Below are 25,267 nucleotides of genomic sequence, written 5' to 3'. Positions count from 1 at the left end.
TTCAAAACATCCACCCGGCCGCGAACGCCAGATCCCACCACCACCCCAGGGCCGCGCTGCCAAACGGAGCCATCATCACGCGCGGGGAGACAAATCCGCCCTTTGCGAAATAGATGTCGAAGGTAAAGCCCACGAGAAGGCCGTAACGGCCGCGGTCCACGTCCATGGCGGGCAAACGGTCGTCCTCGAGGTTGCGCATTTCGCGCGCCGACAGCCGCGGTGACAGGGCCGCGCGGGCCACTTGCCCGAAGGTGGCGCCGCTGAGCGCGCCGGGATAGTAAAGGTAGCGGAGCTCCGCGTTCACCGAGAACACGAGCTCGGTGGCCGGGAAAAACCCAGGGCGCGCCGTGGCCACACCCTCGGCCAAAGGATAGCCCACGTTCAGCCCCAGCTCGAACCGGCTCGGCCGTCCGGCTTGCCGGTAGGGCGTGAGCGACAAGCGCGTGGCGCTCGTGCTGCCCCAGGTCTCGACGCGGGCAAGCGAAAGCTCCGTCATCAGACTGCCCCAGGGGCGGCGGGCCAGGAGCCCGAAGCGCGCGCTCCCGAAGTTGTTGAGCTCGAGCACCTGGCTGCCGAACGCGCCCACGCCGATGGCTTTGCTTCGCCAATCGAAACGCACGGCCCGGGAGGTGCTGCCCAACGTGCGCTCGATGAGCGCATCGAGCGGCAGACGGTAAGGTGCGAGCGCAGCGCCATCGGCTGCACGCAGAGGGGATGATACGGGCGGTGTGACCACAGCAGACGTTTGCCCTCGTGCTCCCGCGGGCAACGCCAGGGCGAGCGCCAGCGCGAAACCCACCGATCCTGGCCTACGGATCAAGGGGAAACGCCTCCTCCGGCAGGACGGACGGATACCGCGGCCGGTAGCACTCTTGCTTGTATGTCGAAGCGAACGTTGCCAGCACGTTGTAGACCCCCGCGGAATCAAAGGTGGGATGATCGCAGAAGCGCTCACACTGCAGAAGCGCTTCGCGCAGGGGAAATTCCCCCGTGCGCCACAGCTCGGTGCCGAAGTACGAGGTGTTGGTGCCCGAAATGCCGAAGGGGACCGACAACGAAAAGGCGCTCACGGCGCCCGCCACGGTCACTTGGTAGTCGAGCCGTGTGAGGTAAGGGAAATCCCACGCGATGCCAAGCGCGTAGCTCGGTTGCGGCGCCGTCTCGTGAACGAGCGGCAGCTCCGCGAGGAGCCGCGTCGTGGCCTCGGCTTCGTCGAAAAACACCACGGCGGCCGTGCGTGGATCTTCGGTGGGGCAGTGGGAGAACACATCACCCGGCAAGGCCGAGATCGCCTCGTCGTTGAAGAACGTGGCCACCCCGAAGTCGCCCACCTGCACGTTCCGGGACAGCGGGGTGCGTTCGGGCGCCAAGAAGGTGAGCGCACGCATGCGCCCCGCTTGCGCTTCGCCGTAGGTCTCGAGAAACCGCAGGTACTGCGCGCGCGTGGGCAGGATCGGCAGCACGCTCGCCCGCAACGCACCGAAGGTCAGCTGCGGCAAGTCGGGCAAAAGAGGGCACGCCCGGGGGGCCCCTTCGGGGAGCTCATCCAGGACGCTGCCGGCCCGGGCGGGGCACCACAGCACCATCTGTCGCACGGGCTCTCGCGTGATGCCATGCCCGAAGCTGTCGAACACGAACGCGCCCGTCAGCCGGGGCGTCGTCTTTTCCCGCTCGGGGGCCAGCGCGATCGACAAAGCGTCTTCCACCCTGTCCGCCAGGGCCCCCGTGGGATCGTCGTGATGGAGCGCCAAGGTCAGCACCATGTCCTCTCCCCTCGTGCGTTCTTCGTCGATGCGCGTACGGATACGCGCCGCGAGCTGCTCGGCGAAGCCGGGCATCATCCAGTCATCGATGCACACCTCGGGGGCGTCCACGAAGAGCAGCCGTTGACTTTGCATGGCGGCGTGCACGTCGGAGATCACACGGGTGCAGGGCCGAAGCACGTAGCCCAGCGCCCGGTTCGGGCGAATGGGGCTACGCAACGCGGGGAACGCCGGCCGGGTCTGAGGGTTCTTCCGTGCGAGCGCCGTGGCGGCAAAGCGGCCTTTTGCATCGTCCACGGTCGCGGTGGCGCACACGAGCGGGGCCGCAGCGGCCTCGGCAGGCAGCGGCTCTCGGTCGAGCGCCGACCGGGCGCGCGTCTCGAGTTCGTTGGCGTCGAGCGCCTGCAGCGACGGGGGACAGGTGTCGAAGGCTCCGTAGCCGTAGGGATTGTCGTCGGGGAGGGCCCCTGGGTCACCGAAACGACGGCCGGCAATGCTGACCCGGCGCCTGAGTCCCAGCGCCTCGACCTCTTGGTTGCGCAAATTCGGGAACTGGTGGCGCGCCCGCCAGAACACGCGCGTGTTGGTTTCATCGAACACGCCGTAGACGATGAGGCTGCGGTGGTTGTAGCGCTGGCCTGCGCCCACGATGGTGAGCAGCGTGTCCGTTGCCAAAAACACATTGCCCTCTCGATGATAGCGGAGCCGCAGCGTCACCTGCCGGGGTCGCTCTGCCAGCCTGAGGCTGGTGCTTCCGCAGCGCGCGTTCTGCCCACAATCCACGGCCACGTGTTGATGCACGGTGGGGAAACTGCTGACGGAGGCGAAGGCCTGCGTGAGCTCATCGGTGCGAAATCCCAGCTCGACCTGGCTCTCGGCCCCCAGGCCCTGCGCTGCCTGCAACTTGTAAAATACGAAGAGCGTGTGCTCGTCCTCGAACCACACGGCGTCGGCCAGCTCGAAGCCGGCGTCGACGTTGGTGAGCGGCACCTTGCTGCACGCGGTGGTCGCTGCCCACAGGCACAAGCCAAAAAGCGCGAGGCGCGGCATGGGGTCTCAAGCCCAGAGCGTCTCGAAGCTGAGCTTGCCGGCTGCGGCCGCGCGCTGCACAGCCGCGGCCAGTGCGCTTCGCCCCCGCGCCGCCAGCGCGACCTGTTCGGCGCGCGATCCAAAATCGGTGTGGGCGCGCAGGGCGTTCTGCAGCGCCGTCGGCAGTGTGTCGACCAGCGGTTGCCGTGCCGCTGCGGGAAACGTCCACAGCCACGCCGCCAGCTCCCGCACGTCCACCTCCAGCAGCAGCTCAGCCTGCGTGTGGGCGGGCAGGTTTAGCAACAGGGCGGGCGCCACGATGGTTTGGCACCACGGGGGCAGGCCGCCGCGCCAGCGCGCGACCGCCTCGGCAAACAAGCGCCGGCGCTCGTCGGGCGTGAGCTCCTGCAGCAGCAGCGCCATCGGCCCTGCCGCGTCGATCTCACGGCCACGATCCAGCACGCCTTCGGGGGGGGCCGCGGGCAAGGTGCCGCCGGCGCGCGCCGCCGCCAACGCGGCAAACAGATACGTCTGCTCCTCGGGCGCCATGCGGTTCGAAAGGAGCAGCTGCCCCGCCACCAGCGCGCGCGCGGCGGGCGCCAAGGCGCGCGCCAGGTCTTGATGGAACTCGGTGGGTGAAAGCGCAAAGAGCAGCGCTGCGAAGCGAGGTGGCAGGCGTGCCATGAGCGCCGCCACGCCGGCCATCCCGAACTCGTCGCGCAGGCTATGGTAAACGGCGGCATCGGTCTGTGACAGCAAGGTCGATGACACCGCGTGATGGCCGAGCTTACGGAAAAACTCCGCGTCCGAGGGCAAGGTGGTCTCATCCAGCTGGCGCAGGTAGTCCGCGAACTCGACCTTGCGCACCGCCAGGTCGCCATCGGCCGGGAACGCCAGCGACAGGCGATCGCCGAACACCACGATGGCCTTGGCCAGCAAGGCAAAGTTTCCTTGCTTGAGCCACTGTCGGAGCAGCTCGACGATGACGCCGTTGTCCTTGCCCAGCTGGATCTGGGCGATGCGGTCGCTCCACAAGCCGTGGGCAGCGGCCACGAAGGCGGGGTCGTCTCGCAGAGGCGTTTTGTCCTCTGCCTCCGTGTCGGCCTCCGTCGAGTTTTTGCTGTCGTGCGACGCTTGGGCGCCGAGTTCGGCCAGGAGGGCGCGCTCCTCGAGACTCTCGCGACCGAGCCGCCGCAGCGACCAGATCAGCGTCATGGCCGACGCCGTCACCAGAACGAGCGCGATCATCCACGCAAAGTGTGGGAGCAAGGTGAGCCACAACTCGCGCGCAGGCGCTTCCTGTTCCCGCGGGGGCGTCGCCGCCGTGGGGGAAGGCGTGCTCTGTGTCTCGGGTGTCTGCGCCGCGCCCTCGTCGTCCGCGGGCGGCTGGGCCAGCGCGCTCGAGAGGGGCTCTAAGGCCTGGCGGGCGATGCTGACCTTCAGCCAGCCCCGCGAGAGCTTCTGTTCGAGCCGCCGCGCCAGCGCCTGAAGGTCACGTGCATTCACGTTCTTTTCGTGCACGAACTCGCACTGTGCGCTGGTGAGGTACTCCTGCAGCGGCACGCTGCCGGGACCTTCCTCTTCGTCGAAACCCGGCAACGACCGGGCCCGCGGCAGATCCACCACCGTATGGTCTCGGTAGATGCAGCCCTTGGGCAGGCAGCGCTCGGGCGCACAGTCGCGCGCCAAGGCCGCCTCGAACTGCGCCTCCACAGCCCGCAGTTGCTCCAGGACCGCAGCGGGAACGTGCTTTTGGGGCACGAGTGTTTGTGCCGCCGCAGGCGCCGCACACAGGAGGGTTACGAAGGCAAGCCAGATGCGCATCAGAATATCCTCACGACCACGCGCCGGTGGCGCGCCAGGGTTTCTTCGACACTGAGACCGGCAAGCTCGTCTGCGGCAAGCGGCTTGGTGTCCGCATAGCCTTCGACGCGGATGCGGTCGCGGGGAATGCCCACGGCTTCCAGCCGATGCCGCACCACGATCGCGCGCGCGCTCGACAGCTCCCAGTTGCTGGCGAACGCGCCGCCGGTGATGGGGGTGGCGTCGGTGTGGCCCTCGACGGCGAAGCCGTACTTTCGGGCATAGGGTTCGAGCACTTGCAACATGGCCATCAGCGTGTTCTCCAGGTCAGGCCGGATCACGGCTTTGCCCGAATCGAACACCAGCCCTGAGTTCATCGAGATCTCGAGCCCCGCCTCGGACATGCTGGTGCGAACCATGTTTTCGAGCTGCTTGCTTGCGATCTGCGCCTCTATCTCTTTTTGAATCGAGGCCAGGCTGGCCGGGCTTTCGCTGCCCGAGATGCTCTTGGCGATCTGCTGCATTTTGCCGCGGCTCAGGTTCGCCGCCGTCAGCAGCACCACGAAGAACAGCAGCAAGTTGGTGATGAGGTCGGCGTAGCTGAGCAGCCAGCTCTCTTCGTGCTGCAGGGGGCGCCGCTGCATGGCTCAGCCTACCCTCGCTTCGAGCGCCGCCACGGTGGCCCGAGAACCCGAGTCGATGGCGCTTTTTTCACAACGCTCGAGAACCCCCAGCCGCTCGTCGAGCAGCCGGTTCAGGTGCTGCGCGATGGGCCCCGCCACGCCGGCGCCGAAGGCCACTCCGTACAGCGTGGCCAGAAGCGCCAGGGACATCGCGGCGCCGATGTTCAGGTTCTCGGCGCTCATGTTCTGAAACAGACGGATCATGCCCGTGATGGTGCCCACCATGCCGAAGGCGGGGCCGAGCTTCGACAACATCTCCCAGTTGTTGATGGCCGGTTGCAGCCGCGCGATCTCGGCGTGCCGCAGCTCCATGAAGGTCTTGGTGGCCTCGCCTTCCGAGGCCCGGCCGATGAGCAGCTCGATCATCCGCTTGACCGGTGCAAAGCGGGTGCGCTCGGCCAGGGCCAGCGCCTCGCGCCGCCGCGCTCCCTCCCACGCAGCGCTCGCTTCGCTGCGTTCCGCTTCCATGGCGGCGCTCGCGGCGCCGTAGCCGCGGAGCCCGGGCACCAATTCGCGCAGCGACGTGAGCGTGCTCAGCGCATCGCGCCCCCGCGAGCTGACGAGCACCGCGGCGCCCGAGCCCACGAGGACCATGACCAGCGCGTGTGCGTCGAAGGCCGAGATCGCCTGGTCGCTGCTGCGATCCCGAAACCCGAACCAAACGATGAAACCCAAAAGGGCCAATCCAAGAAGCTGCATGTCTCTTCCTATCTTTGTTGACGTTGAAGCTCTTCCAGCTTCCTGCGGACCGCCGGGTCGCTTTCGATCGCTTCGACCTGCTCGTAAATCTCGATGGCCTTGTCACGTTCGCCCATCATCAGCAGCAAGGAGGCCTTGGCGCGGAGAAACTCGGGGTGCAATTTATACCGTGCGAGCACCGTTTCGCACCACTCGAGCGCCACGTGATAGTTGCCGCCCTTGATCGCATCCTGCATCAAGGCGCGGGCGCGCACGATGCTGACCTCGGGCGCGTCCTCGTCCACCCGCAGGCCGCGGGCGCGGTACGCCTCCACGAGCGCTTCGTCCGCACGCGTGGGCGGCGGCGGGACCACGCGGGTCGCGGGGATGGTCTTGACGTCCGGGCTGCCGGCGCCGTGTTCGATCACGATGCGCTGGCCGGTGGCGAGCACCGGAACGTCCACCTCCGTGATGACGTTGCCGTCATTCCACCGCACCTTCATCACGGTGGTGCTTCCGAATCCCAGGGGACGCGTCAGCACGCCGCCCTCGGTCAGCGCCGGATGCGTGGCGGGCGGGGGATCGAGCAGATAGTAGGTGTAGTTGCGCCCCGCGCAGCCGCACAGGACAAAGACAACGAGCAAGGCGATACGCGCGTTGGTCATGGCACGAAGGGGAGCAGCGAGGTGTTCATGAGTGAGATTCCGATGCCGATGCGTCCGTTGGTGGAGGCCGACAAAATGACGCCGTAGTTGGAACGTCCGAAGGGCACGCGGGCGAGGAACACGCCCGTCAACAGGGGATCGACGACGTCGTCTTCGCCCCCGAAGGCGCGCACCAGGGCGGTGGGAAAGGCCATGAGAACTTTGGCGCCCACGGAGATGTTCATCGCATCCGGCAGGGCGCGGTAGTAAGCGCCACCCAGTCCCAAAACCGGATCGAAAAAAGAGAGAGAAAACCCGGACAGGTTGCTGTTGGTGGTGCCCCACTGCTCCGCCCAATCGAGCGACAGGTGTTGGCCGGGGTAAACGGCGAGGTCGACAAAGGTGTGGGTGATGCTGTCGCCGCGCGATCGGCGGTCGAGCTCCTGGGCCAGCGTGAACGAGCGCCGCGTGCGGGCGGTGCGCGTCAGCAGGGGGTCGATGTTCGCGGCCAGGATGATGCGCCCGTTTGCGAGGTTCACGATCCGCAGGGACACACCCTCGGGCGTTTCATCGAGCCAAATCGCCGTGCGGGCCGGGGCCGCCTGCCCGCGGCTGCCTTCATCGAGGCGCACGATCTCGTCCAGGCTGGGCGCGGTGGACACTTGCTCCACCCGGCCCGGCTCCACGTAGGTGCGCGGGGACATGCAAGCCTCGCAGGCGCGCAACGCCGCGCTGCCGAACACACGCGCCAGCGACGAAAGCGCCGCGTTGGGATACCAGGTGGCGCTGGCCTCCCACGCGGGGGTCACGCTCACGACGATGGCGGGCGTCAGCTCCTGTGGGGCGAGCCCCTCATCCGTGAACTTCATGACCAGTGTCTCTTCCATGCGCGCCAACGCCTCGCGCGTGGTCTCGGTGGCGGCGGACGCGGCCTTCGGACACAGCGCCGCCAGCAGCGTGAGCACGTACGCCACGCGGCCCGGGGCTCGGCCCCGCCTCAGAAGCAAAAGGACACCTCCACGCCGTACGACTGAAACGCCACGATGCCGAGATCCAGATACGTTCCGATCGCGTCGGCGTCACTCAACGCGGGCGCCGACTCGAGATACACGCCCACGCCGATGCGGTTTTTGACCCGCAGCTCGAGCCCCAGCGGGAACGCAGCGAACGTTTCCTTGGGTTCGACCCGGTTGACTTGTCCCAGCAGGGTTTCCAGCGAGGGAACGCGGTTGCGAAAGATCGAGGAGCCATCGCCGTGAACGGAGATGATCGAAGCGCCCACGAACGCGTAAAGGTCAGGGCGCGTGAGCGACGTGGCGGCGCCGCTCAAAAGCCGTGAGATCCGCGCCTGCGCCAACCACCCCCAGTGGGACTCCGGCGCCCACGAAAAGCCAAGCGCAAAGCCCGCCGTCCACAAACGGGCCTGGCTGAGCGCGCCCTCCACCCCCATCTGGATCCAACCGAAGGGTTGTGCCACCACGGGCACGTCCTCTGCCGCGGCATAAGCGCGCAGACCCATGCGCAACGGCACCAGGTACCAGCTGCGGCCTCGCAGGGCATCGTCGAACTCCTGGCGCGCTTCCCGGGCGCTCTTGAGGCGTTCGCCCGTCCGGAGGAGCGCCGGGGCGGAGGTGGTGGTGGAGAGGGTCTTCGCGTAAACGATGGGCAGGGTCGGCTCGAGCCGCGTGATGCGTGCGCGCAGGACCAGCGCCGTGCCCTCGGCCTCGAAGTCCACGAAGAGCGCGTGGTGGCTGCCCAGCGAAGCTCCCGCCTCGGCGAGGGCCGCTGGATTGTCCACACCGCGGGAGATGACGGTGCCTTGGGCGCCCGAGTGAATCACGACCGCCGTGCAGCGTGGGCAGTGCACGAGCACGGCGTTCGTGCGCGGGTTGTCCACCAAAAGGCCCGCGAGATGGGTCTCGACGAGCGCCTTCATGCCGCTGCCGAAGCCCACGGGCACCCCAATGTCTCCCAGCACGACGGGCGTCTGCTGGTCGAACACGGGGCGCTGGAGCCAGCCGTGGACCAGTTCGTCGAGCAGGTCGTAGGCTTGCAGCTGGATTCCGGCGGCAATCTCTCCGCGCAACGCCTCCATCTCCGTCCGCTGCGCCGGCGAGAGCTCCGCGTCGTTGGCGTGCGCGGTGGATGCCACGAAGGCGAGCGCCCAGGCTGCGAGGAGACGAGGGCGTTTCACCTCAGCCACCTCCAGGTGCCTTGCTGGCAAAGGCCACCGTGGAGCTGCGTCTCCTGCTCGTCCAGCAAGGCGATCGCAAGCAGCACGTCCCGCGGACCCAGGGAGCCCTCCGCAAAGTAGCGGACGCACGCCATCGGCAAGGACCGCACGGGGGACAGCTTGCCGAACACCGCCAAGTCGCCCGCGGCGAGCAGGGGCACCCGGTCCGACACCGAACGGCCGGTCTCGACGAGGTTCGTTTTTGCGGCCACCGCTATCTTCGCCGAGACCAACAGGTCCGGGTAAAAGGCGTCGACGTGCCAAACGACGTCACCCGCCACGGCGGCGCTGGCTTCGCGGGTGATGTCACCCACGTGGCGCCCGAGCGAAGACAGCACCGCTTCGTCGCGCGGGTCCCGCTCGCCAAGGCGCACGTAGCGCTGCCGGCAGACGAGCGCCGAGCCCCGGTCCCAGGTGACCCGGGGTGAGGGCTCTGCCACTTCGCCAGGCCGGCGGTCGTGCGCCACGGCCTGACTGAGCCGCGTGCATTCGAGGTTCCTGACATCCGCCTTGCCATGGACCACCCCGGGCGAGGGATCGGCGTGGCGGCCCGACAGAAAGTGATCGAGCAGGAACAACAAAAAGTACGTGGTCATCGTGGTGCCGCCGATGACAGGGGGGGCCGGGGAGGGGCGTTCGGCCGCGGGGGTTCGTCGAACGCACGCATCACCCGGGCGCGCAGGTGCGCGTTCAGCGCGATTTGACTCAACTGCCGATAAAAATCCTTCGAGAAGTCAGTCTTGGCCGTGTCGCCTGTGAGGTGTTCGTCCTCTTCGCGGACCAGCAGGTCCAGCACTTTGTTGACGCTCCACACGCCCGCCCCGAAGTACGTGACGAAGCGTCCCTCGAGGGTCTCCGAAGCCAGTTGAAAGCCATCCGCGTCGAGCACGACCACGTCCTGCGCGAACGAAAAGCTGCTGATCGCGGGAATCAGCGTGAGCGAGAGGCCGGACAGGATGCTCAGCCAGACGTTGCTTTCTTTGTGAATCAAGTGGCTCCGCAGCTCGAGCACGAGGTCGACCGCCCCCGCCTGCGCGGGCGGCCCACCAAGCTGGGTGCCGGCGCGGGTGAGCGCCATCTGCACCTCGGCGCCTTGCCCCGCAAACAACGCTTGCACGCGCGCGCAGAGGCGCTGGGTGTCGCGCGGGTCGAGGTAGCCGCCGGGCAAGCAGCGCAGCACCATCCGCCGGCCCTCGAAGTTTCTCCGCTCGGCGCTGATGGCCGTGGGGCGTGAAAGGCCCGAAACAGGCTGGTAGGTCACGACCGAGCAGGCCGCCACGCTCATCGCGAACGCGGTTGCCCACCCACCTCGGCAGAGGACTTGGGCAAGCGTCTGCGTCCACATGGCGGCCTTTCTATCAGGTGCCGGCCGGTCCTGGAAACAGGCGTTCTCCTGTTGGGGGGCCAGAGGCTTCGTTTGGCCGCCCGGCAGACCGGGTACACCCTTCCGTCTCCTGTCAGGCTAGCCTCTTCGGGGCTCCAGGGGGGCGGGTCTCGTTTGCGGGCGCGATAAGCCCGGGTGGTCGACAGAGCCGCAGGGAAAGTCTCGGGGTATCGGCGCCGGGAGCCTGAAAAGACGCAGCTTCACCGCGTGGTGCAGGACACCTGGCTCACGTTCCGCGACAATCTGCAAGGCGAGGGTGGTTTTCTGCCCGCCTTCGTGGCGGCGGAGTTCGAGGCGTATCTGGGTTGCGGGATTCTGGGCAAGGGGTTCGTCAACGTTCGTTGCGAAGCCTGCGCCGAGACGCGGCTCGTGGCGTTTTCGTGCAAACGAAGAGGCTTTTGCCCCAGCTGCCTTGGGCGGCGCATGGCCGAGACGGCCGCGCACGTGGTGGACAACGTGTTTCCGGCGGTCCCAGCACGCCAGTGGGTGCTGACGGTGCCGCACGCGCTTCGCTACCGCATGGCGCGCGAGCCACACCTGGCCAGCGTGGTGCTGAGGGTCTTTCTGCGCGAGGTGAGCCGGTGGTACCGAAAGCGTGCGCGCAAGGCCGGAGTGCGCGGCGCGCTCGCCACGGGCGCCGTGACGGTGATTCAGCGCTTCGGCTCGGGCCTTGCGCTGAACGTTCACTTTCATTCCGTTGTGACCGACGGCGTGTTCCGTGTCGACACGCCCGGGCGGCCCGCGTTCTTCGCCACGCCACCTCCGCGCGATGAGGAGGTGGCCGAGGTGACCGCGCGGATCTGGGAGGGTGTAACGCGGGCGCTTGCCTCGTCAGAGGAACGAGACGCTGCCGACGCCGAGGCGCTCTCCGTGATCGCAGGCGCTTCGGTCAAAGCCCTCATCGCCACGGGAAGGCGCCGAGGACAAGCGGTCATGCGGCTCGGCAACGATCCGATCGCGTCGTGGGAACCCTACGTGTTGGGGAAGCAGTGCGCGTTCGTGGAGGGCTTCAACCTGCACGCCAGCACGCGCATCGCAGCCAACGACAGGGACGGCCTGGAGCGGCTGATTCGCTACATCGCACGGCCACCGCTGAGCGAAGATAGGCTTTCGGAGTTGCCCGACGGGCGAGTGGCCGTCAGGCTCAAACGGCCGTGGCGCGACGGCACCACGCACGTTGCGTTTACGCCCGAGGAGTTCATCGAGAAGCTGGTTGCGTTGGTGCCACGTCCGCGCGCCCAACTGGTTCGCTACCACGGGGTGTTCGCGCCTGCGGCGGCGGATCGGGCCCGCATCGTGCCGGGAGGGGCAGGGCGCAAGGCGCGACGAGGGTGTGGCAAGCGCGAGGGCGAAGGTGATGGGGGTGAGGACCACGTCACGGAGCTACGGGAGCGAGGCGACGCAGCGGCGATGAGCTGGGCCGAGCTCATGCGGCGCGTGTTCGCTCACGAGGTGCTGGTGTGCCCGCGCTGCGCGGGGCCGATGAAGGTGCTGGGCCCTGTGCAAGAGCGGGGGGCTATCGAGACGATCCTGGCCTACAAGGGCCTCTCAGCGGAGGTGCCCACGTGGTCACCGGCGAGGGGACCGCCCGGAGGCACGGGCGAGACGGGATGTGATTCGGATCTGTGGCCGGCTTGAGGTTCTGTAGGGAGCCGAGGGTGGGGCTGGAGGGGGGAGATCTGACCGCGCCATGCAAATGTATTGTGAAATACTGATTCAATACGGCTTGATTCTCGCGTGGTCCTTGTTTTCGCCCGGCAGTAAGGCTAAGGACGCAAGGCGGCTTACGTTAGTTGATAGAACATGTTTTATCAGACAAATTTGCCGCGGAGGGACGTGGCGCTTGTAGTTCCTGTACGCACGCCAAAATAGGACACATGGACGTCTCGCGCTTGGAACGTCCTAGGCACGGCCGCTTGTGCGTGGGTCTGATAAATAGTTATCTGGGCTTTCAGTCATCATTTCAACAAGCTGGCCTACAACAGCTTCCCGGCTATTGCAGCCAATCTTGACGTAGATCCGCGCCCAATACTGCTCAACTGTTTTCACGCTTATGTCAAGAGTGGCCGCGGCCTCCTTGAGTGCTTTACCCCTGAGACTAAGGGGCTGCCGCGAAAAAAGTCGATCGTCTCGTCATGTCGGTACGGTCGGGTGGATGGTGTAGTTCCACTCGCCGTGGAAGACGTTGGGATCGAGATTCACGAGTGCGAGGTCCTTGTCCGAGACGCGGCGACCCTTGGCGTAAGTGCGACTGTCGACTCGGCTCTTCACGAGCAGTCCGGTCGTCGTCGTCGTCGCTGCGATTAGATTGACGATGACTTGATGGGTGACCAGAGGCTTTCCGCGCCAGTTCTGGGTGATGAAGGAAAACAAGCGGTGCTCGATCTTGTTCCACTTGCTCGTTCCCGGAGGCAGATGACAGACGGTGATGGGGAAGCGCAGGTCGTCGACGAGCTTTTGTAGCTCGAGCTTCCATAGGCGCAGCCTATAGCCGTTGCTTCCACCTCCGTCCGCCGTGATCACGAGCGAGGTCGCGTTTGGATACCTCGAGGCGCCCATCTCGCTCCACCAGGTGCGGATGCTCTGCACCGCGAATTCCCCCGTGTCGTGGCTCACGCCAACGCTGACCCACGCCTCGTTCTTCTGGAGGTCGTAGATGCCGTACGGTGTGGCGCGTCCCTTTTCGTCGTCGACGAAGTCGTGCACGTTGACATCGACCGGATCTTCCTTCCCGCTGAGCTCGCGGCCGCCGTTCTTGTACGGTCCGACAAGCTCTCGTTTCTTCGTGTCCACAGAGATCGCCGGCTCGTTCGTTTCGAGCTGTCGACGGAGTGTCTCGTTGATGTGCTCAAACTGAGCGTTTCGATCTGGATGCTGCGCGCCCTCAAGCCGCTTGCGATTCGCCTGGAGACTGTAGCCGAGCTCCTTGAGCAGTCTTGAGACCATCTTCATGCTCGTTTGGTGCCCCTGCTTCTTGAGCGCCTCCACGAGATTGCGCTGGCTACGAGCTGTCCACAGAAGCGGCGACTCGGGATCTCCGCGTGTCGTCGATTCTACAAGCTTCTTCAGATCCGGAATCAATCTCGGATCCTTCTCGGTTGCCTTCTTGCGCCCGGCGCCTGGTCGACGGCTTCGCGTTGGCGGTAAATGCCTCGCCGTCCCGTTTTCGATCGCCCGTACTTCGGCGATCCCGCGCCCCACCACGCTCGGTGCCATACCCGTCGCACGAGATGCAGCGACAATGCCGCCGTAGCCAAAAGCGATCGCCTCGTTCGCCACGAATAGCCGCCGAGCTCTCTCTGTCAGACTCCCCTTTATCTTGCCGTAGCGATCCCGTATCTCGGATTCACGCCGCGATCGTTCCTTGGTCATGCACCTCCAATGGAGATCCTCCTCGCAGATAAAGTCAACCTATTTATTTCGCGGCAGGCCCTTTCTGACGATTCCTTTGCCCGGCAGCCAGCTTAGGGCGCAAGGCGGCTTACGTTAGTTGACAGAACATATTTTATCGGGCTTTCTGACTCGACGCGTTGTCTCCTTTAAACTTCCTATCCACCCCCCTGCGCATCGGTGACGTGGAAACGCAGGGAAACCACGCGTTGCATGAGCTCCACGAACCTCTGCAGGCGCTCTCGGATGATCGGCTCGCCACTCATCGACACGTCCACACCACGCAGTTCCCTCGGAACCCGAGCGTCGCCCGAAACGGACGGATTCACAAGCACACTTGGAGGCCAAACGCCTTTGCGACGGCGTGTGGGCGGCCTGGTGCTGAACACCATTTCACGTTGGCGCGAGCCCCGTGGCATGGCCATCACCAGATAGAGGTGACGTCAGCGAACCCGTGGATCCTCTCATCTTTGGTCAACAAGGGGAGGCCCTTTCCCAGAGCGGTGGCAACGATCACACGGTCGGCACATGACCATGACCATGGTCATCGTAGTCTCCGCGGAGACGGTATCGAAGAGCGCCCTCAGGTCAAGCTGAACACTGTTGACGTCTCCGCCCAGCGTGACGCATGCGGCCGTGAGACCGCTCGAACGTGCGATGCGCCCGGCGCGTCAGTTGCACCCGCAACCTCCACTTCGGACCTCTCCTCCCCCACTCGCACCTTCTCGGTAGGCCTGCGCGTGGCGTTCCCCCGCTCGAAGGGCGGCCTCCCGCCCCAGGGTCATGTCGCGTCGGGCCAGGGTCTCTCGCAGGTAGGGCGGAACACGCAGGCAGCCCGTGAGGAACGAAAGAAGCGCGCAGGCAAGAAGGCCGAGACGTGTGCGCAAACTGCGATCCTGCATGCCACGAGGGTGCCGCCAGCCAGCCCCGGGGGCAAGGTCAGGGGGTGCGACCTATTGCCGCAGGGGAGGCAGAACGATCCTGAGGTACCCTCCCGGGCTCGTGTCTCCAAAGGCCAAAGACACCGCCAGGCCTGCCCTCGCCCGCGACGCCCTGGGCGTTGGGCTCCGGCCCCCGTTTTACGACGCACTCCAGACGACCAAACCACCCGTTGATTACGTCGAGATCATTACGGAGAACTATCTTCGTCCAGACTCACCACCCAACCGGCATCTGGCACGGATTCGTGCCCTCTATCCCGTGGTCATGCACGGGGTGACGCTGAACCTCCTGGGACACGCGCCTCTCGACGAAGAGTACCTGCAGAAGGTCACCGATCTGGCCAATGCTCTCGCGGTGCCTTTCGTCACCGATCACCTGTGCTGGTCGGGGGCCGAAGGCGTCTCGCACCACGACCTGCTGCCCACCCCTTATGTCCCCGAGCTCGTCGAGCTGGCTGCAGAGCGTGCTTGTGAAGTGCAGCGCCGGCTTGACCGGCCCTTTGGCATCGAGAACCTGTCCACCTACGTCGCATTCGAGCGCTCCTCCATGCCGGAGTGGGAGTTTTACTCCCGCGTCGTCAAAGACTCAGGCTGCTGGTTCATGTTGGACATCAACAACGTGTACGTTTCGAGCGTCAACCACGGCTTCGACCCACGGGTGTACCTCGAGGCGATCGACTACTCGCGCGTGCTGCAGGTGCACCTCGCTGGCCACACGAAACAGCCGGATGGAACGATCATCGACACCCACGACCAACCCATCATTCGGGAGGTTTGGGAGCTCTATCGCTTCGCCTGGGCTTTGGGGGGGCCCTTTCCTACGCTCGTCGAGTGGGACGCAGCGATACCACCCCTCGAGGTCGTCATCGAGGAACTCGCCGAGGCACGAAAGGTCCGCGCATGACCCTGGCAGGCCCTGCCTGGCTCGCGCAGTTTCAGAGAGACTTCTCTGACGTCCTGAGAACGCCCCTGGACCGCAGGTCGCGGACGCTGCGAGCCCGTCCTGAAGACTATCCTCGTCGACTGTTGAACGAGGCCAAAGCGGGCCATGGGCTCAGTCCCGGCGAAAGGCTGGCGGTCTACCAGCGACAGTACTGGTTTCGTTTGTTCGCGGTCATGCAAAACGAGTATCGCCTGGTCGCGGCACTGGCGGGGGCTTGGGGCTTCAACGGTTTGGTCGCAGGCTTCCTGGAAAAGCACCCACCCCGGGGGCACGACCTCGGGGAGGTTGCCCTCGGCTTCGACGATTGGCTCGCGCAAGGTCACAACGCAGGACTCCCGCCGTTCGAGGGTGCGGCCGTATCCGCCACGGCGCTCGTCCAGGCCGCTCGCATCGATGCTGCGTACCGTGCAGCTTTTTGGGCCCCGGAACCCCGGGCGGAGACGTCGCGTGCGTTTCAGCGAGTCGGCACGGACCAGCTGGCCACGGGCCGCCTTCGTCCCTCGGGTCGGTTCTTTTTGGTCGAGGAAGACTGGCCCCTGCTCGCGTTGCGCAGCCGCTTGACCTCACTCCCTCCAGAAGCCCCCGTGCCCCTACCCCCGCAACACCCCCGGCGGGTTCACGCCGCCCTCGTAAGGGGCGAAACCGGGCCTCGCCTGTGGCTGATCGACGAATTGCAGGCACGTCTCTACGAACGCTTGTCGGAATTGCCGCTGGCCGAGGCCCTGGCGGCTCTCGAGCGTGAAGCCATCGCTTTGCCCCCCACTCGTCTTTCGCACCTTGTGAAGGCCTGGCTTGCCGAGTCGGTGAAGTTCGGCTTCTGGGAGGGCGTAGACCCATGCTGAGGCGATGGGGCGCGTGCTTCGTCGGCTCGATCCTGTGGGCCTGCGCACCCCCTCCCGAGGAGGCGTCCCCCCCCCGCCCCGACCCTGCGGCGTTTGCGTCCACCGTCTATCCGATTCTGCTCGCCGACTGCGCGTTCTCGGGTTGTCACGGAAACGAACAGCGCTTCTTTCGCGTGCACGGCCCCGGGCGCACCCGGCTCGACCCAGCGACGGCCCTCTTCGATCCTCCCACGGCTGAGGAGCTGGCCCTCGCGTATACACGAGCGGCCTCCATGCTGGCGGGCGAATCCGGCGTCCGGCGCGGCCCCCTCCTTCGAAAACCGTTGGCCGTGGAGGCAGGCGGTGCAGGTCACGCGGGTGACGACCCCTGGGGCCAAAGCATCTATCTGACAAAGAGGGATCCCCGATGGGAGGCGCTCTTTTTCTGGGCCGTGACCGCGGAGACTCTTCGATGAAGCCACTGATGGCCGCGTTCTGCCTCGCAGGTCTTGCAGCTCCTTCATCTGCGCAGGCGTTCTCGGACCCCGGGCGCTTCGCGCTGCCGGCGCTGGAGGGCGGTGGCGGGGGCAGACAATTCACGGGAGCGCCAGGTGATGGGTTTGGCTGCGGTGTATGCCACGAGGGAGGCCCCGAGCCGGTCGTGGCCATCGCCTGGCGGAACCTCACGAACGACGCCCCCGTCGAGAGCGCCCTGCCCCGCACCTTCATTCCCGGCGCCACCTACAATCTCACTCTGAGCTGGCCACCGGATCGGGGCTCTCACGCACTGCAAATGGAACTGATGGATGACCTCGGCCGTTCACCTCCCGTGACATTGCCCCCTGCTGCCGAGGCGAACCCAGCATCCCGCTGCGACGAAGTCGGTAGCGCGCCACCTGCGTTTTACGCGCATGACCTTGGTTTCCGGCGCGTGGTGGGTGTTCTCGACTGCGGCGCCAGCGAGGTCTCGCTCTCCTTTACAGCGCCCCCGACGAAGTCGCTGACCTTCGCACTCGGGGTGGTGCTTTCAAACAGCGCAGGCGACAGCCAAGGTGACGGTGTGCTCGAAGTTCGTCACGAACTGCGCGCCGAAGGCACACCCCTGGCGGGCTGTTCACTGTCCGCCGCCGGGGGGAGCATCCCGTCTGTGCCATGGGCTTGTCTCGCCCTCGTTGCGGGTCGTCACCTGCGCCGACGTCACTCGAAGCGCAAGGCGACGTACGCCGTGGTCTCGAGCACCGATACCCGTTCAAGCCCAAGGAACTCCAGATAATGAAATCGTGTAAAGGCGGCACGAGCCCCCAGTTGCAGGACCGTACCCTCGTCGCGAAGCCTCAGATCGTGAACGTAGGAGAGTCCCACACCATGGTACGAGAACGTCGAGAGCTTGCGATCACGCGTAAAAAATCCTTCACTGCCGTCGAGACCAAGGTAACGAGCGCGGTAAAAGTCAGCCCGTCCTTGCGTGTGATGGCGAAAGCTTACGCTCAACGTTCCCGACCGCCCCATCAGCCAGGCAAGGTCAGGTTCGATGGTGTGGGACTGCAAGCCCCAAGAATCGAAGTAGAAGCGATAATCGCAACCCAAAGAGGCGCGGGTGGAGAGCGCCTGGCGCAACCGGATCGAGGGTGCGTTGCGCAGACGACCGTCCGGTACATGTTCGGGCAGACAGAACACCGCTCGCCCCCCACACACGCCATCGCCACCAACGCCCACGAAGCGATAGGGACTCGCTTGATATCCTTCGAGGCGAACGCTCTCCCACTGCAACTCGGCCAGCGTCGAACGCGTCAACACCTGCGTGACGGAGACACGCCCCCCCAGCTGCACGACCCCGCGGCGGAAGCCTGGATCTCCCGCACGTCCCACTGCATCCGTGCTTCCAAAACCCACCAAAGCCAAGGTGGTGTTGCGCTGGAAGACGTCAGCCGCCAGCCGCAGCGAGCCCCCCAAAGACCCGTAGTCGTTCTCGAAAGAGTGCCGAAGCCCCAGGGCGAACGCCCAGAGGTCACCCCTGTAGCCCACCTGGGCGTTCGTCTCGAAGCGCCGCTCGCGGATGGTGCCGGTGGCAGCCGTGATGACGTCGATCGAGGCGCCCGTCCACGCATCCACGACCTCGGAGGCCTCGACGGTGACCCTCTCTCCCACCGCGGCCGCGGCGCGAATCTCCGGGGAGACGACGGTGGTGCGGTCGGTATCCGCCCGCACGTAGACGGAGGACGAGGCCAACGTGGTCCGAGCAGGCCCCCCGCAGGAGAACGCCCCCACGACGAACGAACCCAGAAACAGGGCGCACCCGCTCGCGCGTCGTGGCTTTCGGCTCTCGTCCTGGTTTGCCTCACGGCCTGCTACCCGACAGACCCAGCCAAAGACTTCCTTGACACCGACGCGCTTACCCTGCCTACCGAGCTGTTCGTCCGAGATGCAGGGTCTGCGGACGCTCCGGACAACAATCCGGCGTGCGCGGTTCCACGATCTGAACGCACGCTCACCTTCACGGTCCGCACGGCTCCCCTGGGAGGCCGCTTCGCACCCAAGAACGTGGGCGCCATTTGGATGGAGACGAGCCAAGGGCAGTTCGTCCGTACGCTCGCTTCGTGGGGCAACGTGCGCGCCAAGTGGCTCTCGGCCTGGCTCGCCGTCTCGGGGGGCAACGAGGTGGATGCCATCACGGGTGCTACCTTGACGGGACACACGGTTCACGAGGTTGTTTGGGACCTTCGGGATTTGCACGGGTGTGAGATCGCTGCAGGGGGTTACGCACTGAGAATGGAGCTCACCGATCGCAACGGCGCGGGGGCTAACCACACGGTTTCGGTCGATATCGGGACCGAGGGGTTCGATGTGTCTCCGCCCGATACGGCGGGTTTTCGAGACATGCGCGCCATCTTGAAGTGAGTTCCTACGATCCGCAGCGGAAAAAGCTCCCTGCGACAAAGTGTCGCATTCCCACGAACCGCCATCGCGGAGAGGATGCGCACTTCACGTAACTTGGGCCTTCCGGGCCGTCAACGACTACAGAGGAAACCATGTCCCGTAGAGCTCGCCTCTTCAGCCTCATCGCACCGGCCCTTCCCTCGAACGTCGCGAGCACGCCCACGCGTGCCCTGATGACCAGCGCCCTGACCGGCTTGCTGGGCGTCGGGGCTCTGGGATGCAGTGACGATGCGACCATGGAACCCGACCCCGTGGTCCTCGACGCGTCGTCGATGTGCTCCTGCCCTCCCCCGCAAGCCGATGCCGGGCCAAGCGATGGGGGAGTTTGTTCGCTTCCCGACGCGGCCCCTGCCCCTGCGGACGCGGCAGCTCCCGTGGGACCCATGGTCACTCTGGAAACGGAAGGCACCCGCACCTTCGCGGAGATCAAGCAAGCCTGTGATCAGCGCGCAGGCTACACGCAGGTGCACGCCGCCTGCGCGGGCGTCAACAGCTGCGCGGGCTTTTCCTACGGGGACTGGGATCCCGGCGTCACGACCGAACACACCTGTGCGGGAACGAATGGCTGCAACGGGATTAGCTGCGTCGTGTTGCCTGCCGACGCGGGAAAAACGGGTAAAGAGGTCTACGAGGCGATGCTGCCCGAGACCGGGCCCCGCGCCTGCACGAATTGCCATGCGGATTGGTCTGGCCAAGCTGTCGACCTGACCAAGTTCAAAGTCTACTTCATGCCCGGCGAGCAGGAGCAGGCCGGCGGTCGCACCATCGCGAACTGGCTCGAAAAGCGTTCTGCCGCGGAACAGGCGCGCATGGTAGCCTTCGGGTCCATCGGTCGCCTGCCCGATGGTTCAGCTTTCTCCCACATGTCGCCGTACCACAAGGTGTTTTCGCGGGCGGAGATCGAGCGGGCGGTCCAGTATGTGCGGACCCAGTTGCAACCCGTAGCCGCGACCATCAAGGTCTCGGATTGATGTTGCTGCGCGCCTTGATTCGCAGAGGAAGGCCCGGAAGCCGCATCCGCCGGGGGGAGTTCCTCGCTCTGGCGCCGCTCTGGGCCCTGCTCGTCCTGGCCGGCTGCGATGACCCGGCCCCCTCCCCGACGGATGCGGCTGGCCCTGCGCCTCTCGGCCAAGGACCAACCGAGGACGCAGGGGAAAGGAACGACGAAGGCCTGGGGCAAAGTCCGCCGGGGGACGCGGCCCCCCCCGCTTCAGGTGGACCCACGCGACGCGCGGGCGCTGGTCTTCGTTCCCGGCATGGTGGCAACAGGTGAAAGAGGCCTCATTGAGGTCACCCTTCTCGAGGCGACGCCTCCGCCACCCCTGAAGGGACAAAGCCAGTGGTCGTTGCTCGTGAGGCCAATCGACGGCACGCGGCCCGAGGGGGCGAGAGTTACGGTGGTGCCTCGCATGCCGGACCATGGACATGGGTCCGGAACGACGGTCGTCGTGACGTCGGGGCCTCAGTCAGGTCAGTATCAGGCCGCGCCCGTGAATTTGTTCATGCCAGGGTACTGGCTTACGACCGTGAACGTGGAGTTGGCCGATGGCCGCACTGATCAGGCGCGGTTCGGCTTTGTAATCGGTGGCTAGCCGCCATCACGGCCATGGGCGGCGCCGGGACGCACACGTAGAGGGTCCCCCTCCTGCTGGGGAAGGAAACTGCGCCGGGAGTGGCCCCACACCCCGCCACGGACTTTTCACGAACCCTGGCTGACCCGCCCCTGCCGCCCGACGCTCATGTACCCTAGCCCGCAGCCCGAATTAATGCAACTCATTCATTTCTGCATTTTATTTATATTCTGCAAGTCAATTGCGTAAGAACGGTTCGACACAGGGACTTCGGCCGCGTGCAGTCGCTCCTTCGCCTCGAACCACTTCCGTCTCAGCGCTCGAGTTGCCATCGGCCGAGTCCGGGCCAATGTGACCAGTCCGCGCCATGGTCGGCGGCCACCGAGCGCGGAAACGCCTGCGCAATCTGCCGCTGCAGATCCGGGGCCGATGCATGCCCTGTGCGACGGGCTATCTCCCAGTTGGTGAGCATGATGCCGAGACGGGCCCACCTTCGCACGGCCTCTGACCGAGTGAGTTCAGCCGCGCCCGAGCCCAAATGTCGGTAGCGGCCTTCGAGGAACGTGGTCCAGTTGCGATTGTAGAGATAGAGTCCCTGGCCGCCCCCGGAAAGACGGACCTTGCTGGCATCGCGCTCGAACAGCATGTTGGCCAGCGTGTTCACAGGCGTCGCGGGCTGCACCAGCGGCGCTGCAGGGCCAAGGTGAAGCAGCGCCAGGGCCTCTTGTGAACGCACGCTCGGGTCCTTGACGTCATCACGCGCGCGCAAGGCGTCGGCGCGCTGGCGCACAACGTTCCAATCGAGGCCGGGCCCCTTGAGGCCGATCAGCGCAAGCGTTGGCCGGTCGGGATGAAACCCGCCGCGAAACAGCTCCGCCTCGGGGAACACCTGAAGGAAGGTGTTGATGATGAGGGTGAGCTGATCGCTCGTCAGCTGGTAGGCCGGCAACCACTGGCAAAACAGCCCTCCCTCCCGAAGGGCACGCTTGACGGCGCGAAAGTGTTCAAGGCTGTAAAGGCTTCCCGCCCCCGCGCCCCACGGCAAAAACAGATCCCCCGCAACGACGTCGAAGGCGTCCTGTGCAGCGGCCAGATAGCTGCGTCCGTCCTCAACGGCTACCGTCACCTTTTCGTGATCCAGCACGTGATGATTGACATCGCCGAAGTGCTGGCGGGCCATACGTGTCACCACTTCGGAGAGCTCGATCGCCTCGATGGCTTGCACCTCGGGATGCATCAGCGCCGCCCCGGGCGTCATGCCAGTGGCTACCCCGATGAAGGCCACACGCCGCGGGAGCGGATGCAGCAGCAACGCGAGGTGGGCCTGGCGTTCTTGATCGTGGCGAGCGCTCGTGCTTCCGAGCACATACTGGTTGTCGACCAGCATCAGGCGCCCCATCTGCGGGTGGTCGGCCACCACCAGCGTGCCCTCACGTCCACTTTCCTGCGCGATGATGGCGAAGTTCATGTGGGGGTTCACGATGGGCAGATTCCTCAAGGGCACGAACACGAGCGCCACGACCCCAGCGAGCACCGGGGCCGCCAGAAATACGTGCCGCATCGACTTTGCCAACGCCGCCATCAAGGCACCGGCCACGACGTAGAGCAGCCCGACAGCGCCCAACGCGACGTGTGGTCCGAGCCAGGGCAACAGCCCTCGATACGCCACTTCGGCGCCAATCAGACCGCCCAGACCGTTGGCCGCGAGCAACCACGCGAGAGCCGAGGCATGACCGTTGCGACCACGTGCCAAACGAAACAGGTTTGGAAACACCGTTCCCGCAAACAACACGCCAGGGCCGATCACCGCGAGCGTGAGCAGAGCCAACCGCGCAACGAAAGCGCCCGCCCCCGCGGCGCTGAGCCAATCGGGATGGGCCGCCACTTGGACGAAGAGAAAGGGCGCAAGCGCGAAGCACAGGCCCGCGGCAACCAGCGCGAACGCCGTCACCGCCTGCAGGGACAGGGACGTACGCACGAGCGGCGTTGCAAAGGCGGCCGCGGCCAGCGCGAGGATCACAGCGACCAGCACCCCGAACGGAGCGTGCAAGGAAGTGGTGGCCAGGAGCATGAGGAGGCGTAGCGCGATCACCTCAGCGGCGAGAATTCCGAAGCCCGAAAAGGCCGCCAGCGCGATGACCCAACGAGGGGGGCGTGTTCCCTCGGCCACGTCGCCGCGTGGAAGGGGCCGCGCCGCAGCCGCCCGCGGGCGGGAACGCGCGAACCCAAAGGCCACCCCCGCCACGATCGCATTGAGGAGGATCATCGTCATCGCGCCCCGCACCCCTAGCACGGGCATGAGCACGAGCAGCACCAGGATGAGACCAAGCACGCCTCCCGCCGTGTTTGCGCCGTAGAGCCAAATCCCATGGCGTGCCATATTGGGCTGCGCATCCACCGCGGCAGCGGCCAACAGCGGCAGCGTGGTGCCCATCATCACGGCGGGTGGGCAGACGAACACGATAGACACCAGGAGCTTGATGGCCCCTCCCGCCGCGCCCGTCAGAGGCGCGCGGCCGAGCCAGGGCCAAATCCAGTCTGTGAATTCTGGTAGGAAAAGTAGAGGAGCGCTGAGCGCGGCGATCGCGAGCTCGGCCAGTGCAAGCCAAAGCCAGGGCCGCCTCGTGAAGACAGAGTGCCGCGCGATCACGAGAGCGCCAAGCGAAAGACCAAGGAAAAACGCGCCAAACACGCGCGTACCCGACGCGGCGCTGCTTCCCGTGACATCCAGCAACCGCCGCGTCCACAGCAGCTCGTGACCCAGCGCCGCAGCGCCGCTCGTCAACGCAAGCGCCAGCGCAGCGGCGAAGGGCACAGACGTGCGCGGTGGGGTCATAGAATTCGGAGTCTCGGCATCCATGAGTATCTTGCGCCCGGAAGAAAAGAAAAACCCCGTCTGGTCTGACGCCGAGGCGCCCGGCAGCCAGCTTAGGGCGCAAGGCGGCTTACGTTAGTTGACAGAACATATTTTATCGGGCTTTCTGATGTAGACGCAAAGTGAAAATGTCCGCTTTGTGCAACTTAGAAATGTCCTCTTTTGGGCGCCGCTGCCTGGCAGCCTCGGGCCGCAATGGCCAGGGATCTTGTCACGATGAGCGCGCTGGAAATGGACCGAATGCAGGTCGTCCAGCGAGTGTTGGAAAAGCGGCTGACGCAAGCAGAAGCCGCCATGGTTCTGGGACTTAGTCAGCGCCAGGTGCGCCGATTGTGCCAGTCCATGAGGTGTCAAGGGCCTCGGGCTCTCGTGTCGCGAAAGCGCGGACGCCCCAGCAACCGTCAGTTGCCGGAGGTGGTGCAAGAGTACGCCGTAGGTCTCATCAGTGAGCGCTACAGGGACTTCGGGCCGACGTTGGCTCACGAGAAACTTACTGAGCTACATGGCGTTCGTGTATCCCGGGAGACGTTGCGCAAGTGGATGATCGGCGCCGAGATCTGGACGCCGCGGGCGCAACGAGGGCCGCGCATCCACCAGCCGCGAAGACGGCGGGACTGTCTTGGTGAGCTGGTTCAGATAGATGGGAGCGATCACGAATGGTTCGAGGGCCGCGGACAAAGATGCACCCTGTTGGTGTTCATCGACGATGCCACGGGAAGGCTGATGGAGCTGCGCTTTGTGGAAGTGGAATCGGCCTTCGACTACTTCGATGCGACTGCAAGCTACGTACGGAAGCATGGAAAGCCAGCGGCCTTCTATAGCGACAAACACAGCATCTTCCGAGTAAACCAGGAAGGTTCAACAGGTGCGGCAAAGGGTGTCACGCAGTATGGTCGCGCATTGGGAGAACTAAACATAGACATCATTTGTGCGAACACAGCGCAGGCCAAAGGTCGTGTAGAGCGCATGAACAAGACGCTGCAAGACCGTTTGGTCAAGGAGCTGCGGCTTCATGGTATCAGCAATGCGGAAGATGCGAATGCCTTCGTCCCTGCCTTTATGGACGCCTACAACAACCGCTTCGAGCGTGCTCCTCGCAGTCTTCATAATGCCCACCGTCCCTTGCTTGAGGGCGAGGACTTGAATCTCATCTTCACGTGGCAAGAGGACCGAAAGCTGTCGCAGAGTCTGGTGGTGCAGTTTCAGAGAAACTCATATCTGGTCGAACCAACGACAGAAACGAGCAAGCTTGCGGGAAAGACCGTGCGCGTGCACTTGTGGAAAGACGGCCAAGTGCAATTGCGCCACAACAACCAGCCGCTTTCCTTTGCACTCTTCGACAAGAGTCCCCACGTGAACCAGGGTGAGATTGTCGAGAACAATCGATTGGGCACTGCGCTGGCGGTCATTCAGCAGCAGCAGCAGGTTCGAGATGAAGCCCGTCTTAGGTCCAAGAAGCTCACGCTTCGACAAAAGGAACGATTGCGTGCCCAACGCGCGGAGGCTGAATCAGCGGGACCAACGCCCACGGGCATTAACCCTGGCGCAGCGGAAGCCTTCGCCAGCTATTTG

22 protein-coding genes and 2 pseudogenes are annotated in these 25,267 nt (G+C 65.3%); 9 read left to right on the top strand and 15 right to left on the bottom strand.

The genetic code is table 11. The annotated features are described in order from the left end of the window. Position 1: 1 nt before the first annotated feature. From KA712_23835 to KA712_23790, 10 genes are read right to left on the bottom strand one after another with little or no spacing between them, the layout of a single operon-like run. Positions 2 to 799 (bottom strand): hypothetical protein, encoded by a 798-nt coding sequence (locus KA712_23835; protein ID MCG5055997.1) that lies wholly within the window; start codon positions 797 to 799, stop codon positions 2 to 4. Between the two features lie 10 nt (positions 800 to 809). Continuing rightward, positions 810 to 2,813 carry a hypothetical protein gene (locus KA712_23830; protein ID MCG5055996.1) on the bottom strand — a complete coding sequence of 668 codons (2,004 nt, stop codon included), beginning with the start codon at positions 2,811 to 2,813 and terminating at the stop codon, positions 810 to 812. 6 nt (positions 2,814 to 2,819) lie between these two features. Beyond that, positions 2,820 to 4,616 (bottom strand): hypothetical protein, encoded by a 1,797-nt coding sequence (locus tag KA712_23825; GenBank protein MCG5055995.1) that lies wholly within the window; start codon positions 4,614 to 4,616, stop codon positions 2,820 to 2,822. Then, positions 4,616 to 5,239 (bottom strand): OmpA family protein, encoded by a 624-nt coding sequence (locus KA712_23820; GenBank protein MCG5055994.1) that lies wholly within the window; start codon positions 5,237 to 5,239, stop codon positions 4,616 to 4,618. The genes KA712_23825 and KA712_23820 overlap by 1 nt, the downstream gene beginning before the upstream one ends. Positions 5,240 to 5,242: 3 nt before the next feature. Further along, entirely contained in the window at positions 5,243 to 5,977 is a 735-nt protein-coding gene (locus tag KA712_23815) for a MotA/TolQ/ExbB proton channel family protein (GenBank protein MCG5055993.1), read from the bottom strand. Between the two features lie 8 nt (positions 5,978 to 5,985). Then, on the bottom strand, positions 5,986 to 6,621 hold the full coding sequence (locus KA712_23810) for a tetratricopeptide repeat protein (GenBank protein MCG5055992.1): 636 nt from the start codon (positions 6,619 to 6,621) through the stop codon (positions 5,986 to 5,988). Continuing rightward, positions 6,618 to 7,574 carry a hypothetical protein gene (locus tag KA712_23805; GenBank protein MCG5055991.1) on the bottom strand — a complete coding sequence of 319 codons (957 nt, stop codon included), beginning with the start codon at positions 7,572 to 7,574 and terminating at the stop codon, positions 6,618 to 6,620. The genes KA712_23810 and KA712_23805 overlap by 4 nt, the downstream gene beginning before the upstream one ends. Positions 7,575 to 7,597: 23 nt before the next feature. Next, on the bottom strand, positions 7,598 to 8,794 hold the full coding sequence (locus KA712_23800; GenBank protein MCG5055990.1) for a hypothetical protein: 1,197 nt from the start codon (positions 8,792 to 8,794) through the stop codon (positions 7,598 to 7,600). Further along, entirely contained in the window at positions 8,791 to 9,429 is a 639-nt protein-coding gene (locus KA712_23795; GenBank protein MCG5055989.1) for a hypothetical protein, read from the bottom strand. The genes KA712_23800 and KA712_23795 overlap by 4 nt, the downstream gene beginning before the upstream one ends. Then, complete coding sequence (locus tag KA712_23790; GenBank protein MCG5055988.1) at positions 9,426 to 10,178, bottom strand: hypothetical protein; 753 nt, start codon at positions 10,176 to 10,178, stop codon at positions 9,426 to 9,428. The genes KA712_23795 and KA712_23790 overlap by 4 nt, the downstream gene beginning before the upstream one ends. Before the next feature lie 174 nt (positions 10,179 to 10,352). On the opposite strand from KA712_23790, the gene KA712_23785 reads away from it, so the two are divergent. After that, complete coding sequence (locus KA712_23785; GenBank protein MCG5055987.1) at positions 10,353 to 11,855, top strand: transposase; 1,503 nt, start codon at positions 10,353 to 10,355, stop codon at positions 11,853 to 11,855. A 264-nt stretch (positions 11,856 to 12,119) separates the two neighbouring features. Here KA712_23785 and KA712_23780 read toward each other — a convergent pair. The 3 genes and pseudogenes from KA712_23780 to KA712_23770 form a co-directional block, all read right to left on the bottom strand. Next, a pseudogene (locus tag KA712_23780) lies at positions 12,120 to 12,311 on the bottom strand (LuxR C-terminal-related transcriptional regulator). Positions 12,312 to 12,350: 39 nt separating this feature from the next. Then, a complete protein-coding gene (locus KA712_23775) occupies positions 12,351 to 13,589 on the bottom strand; it encodes an ISAzo13 family transposase (GenBank protein MCG5055986.1) in 1,239 nt (412 codons plus the stop codon). A gap of 689 nt (positions 13,590 to 14,278) precedes the next feature. Then, the gene (locus KA712_23770; protein MCG5055985.1) at positions 14,279 to 14,494 is read right to left on the bottom strand and encodes a DUF4266 domain-containing protein; all 216 of its coding nucleotides are present in this window, start codon (positions 14,492 to 14,494) and stop codon (positions 14,279 to 14,281) included. A gap of 13 nt (positions 14,495 to 14,507) precedes the next feature. Here KA712_23770 and KA712_23765 point away from each other — a divergent pair, with 13 nt between their 5' ends. The 4 genes from KA712_23765 to KA712_23750 are packed head-to-tail and all read left to right on the top strand — an operon-like array spanning position 14,508 to position 17,585. After that, a complete protein-coding gene (locus tag KA712_23765) occupies positions 14,508 to 15,452 on the top strand; it encodes a DUF692 domain-containing protein (protein MCG5055984.1) in 945 nt (314 codons plus the stop codon). Next, positions 15,449 to 16,333 (top strand): DNA-binding domain-containing protein, encoded by an 885-nt coding sequence (locus KA712_23760; GenBank protein MCG5055983.1) that lies wholly within the window; start codon positions 15,449 to 15,451, stop codon positions 16,331 to 16,333. The genes KA712_23765 and KA712_23760 overlap by 4 nt, the downstream gene beginning before the upstream one ends. Next, on the top strand, positions 16,327 to 16,788 hold the full coding sequence (locus KA712_23755; GenBank protein ID MCG5055982.1) for a hypothetical protein: 462 nt from the start codon (positions 16,327 to 16,329) through the stop codon (positions 16,786 to 16,788). The genes KA712_23760 and KA712_23755 overlap by 7 nt, the downstream gene beginning before the upstream one ends. Beyond that, positions 16,785 to 17,585 carry a hypothetical protein gene (locus KA712_23750; protein ID MCG5055981.1) on the top strand — a complete coding sequence of 267 codons (801 nt, stop codon included), beginning with the start codon at positions 16,785 to 16,787 and terminating at the stop codon, positions 17,583 to 17,585. Before KA712_23755 ends, KA712_23750 begins: the two co-directional genes overlap by 4 nt. On the opposite strand, the gene KA712_23745 is transcribed toward KA712_23750, so the two are convergent. Continuing rightward, positions 17,510 to 18,541 (bottom strand): DUF3570 domain-containing protein, encoded by a 1,032-nt coding sequence (locus KA712_23745; GenBank protein ID MCG5055980.1) that lies wholly within the window; start codon positions 18,539 to 18,541, stop codon positions 17,510 to 17,512. The two genes, KA712_23750 and KA712_23745, sit on opposite strands and share 76 nt — an antisense overlap. Positions 18,542 to 18,853: 312 nt before the next feature. Between KA712_23745 and KA712_23740 the strand changes: the two genes are divergently transcribed. The 3 genes from KA712_23740 to KA712_23730 all read left to right on the top strand — a co-directional run bounded on the left by KA712_23740 (position 18,854) and on the right by KA712_23730 (position 20,841). Then, positions 18,854 to 19,210, top strand: a complete 357-nt coding sequence (locus tag KA712_23740) for a DUF2271 domain-containing protein (protein MCG5055979.1) — start codon at positions 18,854 to 18,856, stop codon at positions 19,208 to 19,210. A 131-nt stretch (positions 19,211 to 19,341) separates the two neighbouring features. Beyond that, entirely contained in the window at positions 19,342 to 20,220 is an 879-nt protein-coding gene (locus KA712_23735; GenBank protein MCG5055978.1) for a hypothetical protein, read from the top strand. 108 nt (positions 20,221 to 20,328) lie between these two features. Further along, positions 20,329 to 20,841 carry a FixH family protein gene (locus KA712_23730; protein MCG5055977.1) on the top strand — a complete coding sequence of 171 codons (513 nt, stop codon included), beginning with the start codon at positions 20,329 to 20,331 and terminating at the stop codon, positions 20,839 to 20,841. A gap of 292 nt (positions 20,842 to 21,133) precedes the next feature. On the opposite strand, the gene KA712_23725 is transcribed toward KA712_23730, so the two are convergent. Continuing rightward, positions 21,134 to 23,656: a fused MFS/spermidine synthase gene (locus tag KA712_23725; GenBank protein MCG5055976.1), complete on the bottom strand. Its 2,523-nt coding sequence runs from the start codon at positions 23,654 to 23,656 to the stop codon at positions 21,134 to 21,136. A 255-nt stretch (positions 23,657 to 23,911) separates the two neighbouring features. Here KA712_23725 and KA712_23720 point away from each other — a divergent pair. Next, positions 23,912 to 25,180, top strand: a pseudogene (locus KA712_23720) (ISNCY family transposase). Positions 25,181 to 25,267: the final 87 nt, after the last annotated feature.

The organism is Myxococcales bacterium (assembly GCA_022184915.1).
Taxonomy (GTDB): Bacteria; Myxococcota_A; Polyangia; order Fen-1088; family Fen-1088; genus JAGTJU01.
Note: the sequence above shows the minus strand (reverse complement) of the source record. Positions and strands in the feature narration are given on the sequence as shown.

Bases quoted from the DNA above. Each gene is read 5' to 3' on its own strand.
- KA712_23830 (MCG5055996.1), bottom strand. From the start codon at position 2,813: ATGCCGCGCCTCGCGCTTTTTGGCTTGTGCCTGTGGGCAGCGACCACC.
- KA712_23825 (MCG5055995.1), bottom strand. From the start codon at position 4,616: ATGCGCATCTGGCTTGCCTTCGTAACCCTCCTGTGTGCGGCGCCTGCG.
- KA712_23820 (MCG5055994.1), bottom strand. From the start codon at position 5,239: ATGCAGCGGCGCCCCCTGCAGCACGAAGAGAGCTGGCTGCTCAGCTAC.
- KA712_23815 (MCG5055993.1), bottom strand. From the start codon at position 5,977: ATGCAGCTTCTTGGATTGGCCCTTTTGGGTTTCATCGTTTGGTTCGGG.
- KA712_23810 (MCG5055992.1), bottom strand. From the start codon at position 6,621: ATGACCAACGCGCGTATCGCCTTGCTCGTTGTCTTTGTCCTGTGCGGC.
- KA712_23795 (MCG5055989.1), bottom strand. From the start codon at position 9,429: ATGACCACGTACTTTTTGTTGTTCCTGCTCGATCACTTTCTGTCGGGC.
- KA712_23790 (MCG5055988.1), bottom strand. From the start codon at position 10,178: ATGTGGACGCAGACGCTTGCCCAAGTCCTCTGCCGAGGTGGGTGGGCA.
- KA712_23775 (MCG5055986.1), bottom strand. From the start codon at position 13,589: ATGACCAAGGAACGATCGCGGCGTGAATCCGAGATACGGGATCGCTAC.
- KA712_23765 (MCG5055984.1), top strand. From the start codon at position 14,508: ATGCCACGAGGGTGCCGCCAGCCAGCCCCGGGGGCAAGGTCAGGGGGT.
- KA712_23760 (MCG5055983.1), top strand. From the start codon at position 15,449: ATGACCCTGGCAGGCCCTGCCTGGCTCGCGCAGTTTCAGAGAGACTTC.
- KA712_23755 (MCG5055982.1), top strand. From the start codon at position 16,327: ATGCTGAGGCGATGGGGCGCGTGCTTCGTCGGCTCGATCCTGTGGGCC.
- KA712_23750 (MCG5055981.1), top strand. From the start codon at position 16,785: ATGAAGCCACTGATGGCCGCGTTCTGCCTCGCAGGTCTTGCAGCTCCT.
- KA712_23735 (MCG5055978.1), top strand. From the start codon at position 19,342: ATGTCCCGTAGAGCTCGCCTCTTCAGCCTCATCGCACCGGCCCTTCCC.
- KA712_23730 (MCG5055977.1), top strand. From the start codon at position 20,329: ATGACCCGGCCCCCTCCCCGACGGATGCGGCTGGCCCTGCGCCTCTCG.
- KA712_23725 (MCG5055976.1), bottom strand. From the start codon at position 23,656: ATGACCCCACCGCGCACGTCTGTGCCCTTCGCCGCTGCGCTGGCGCTT.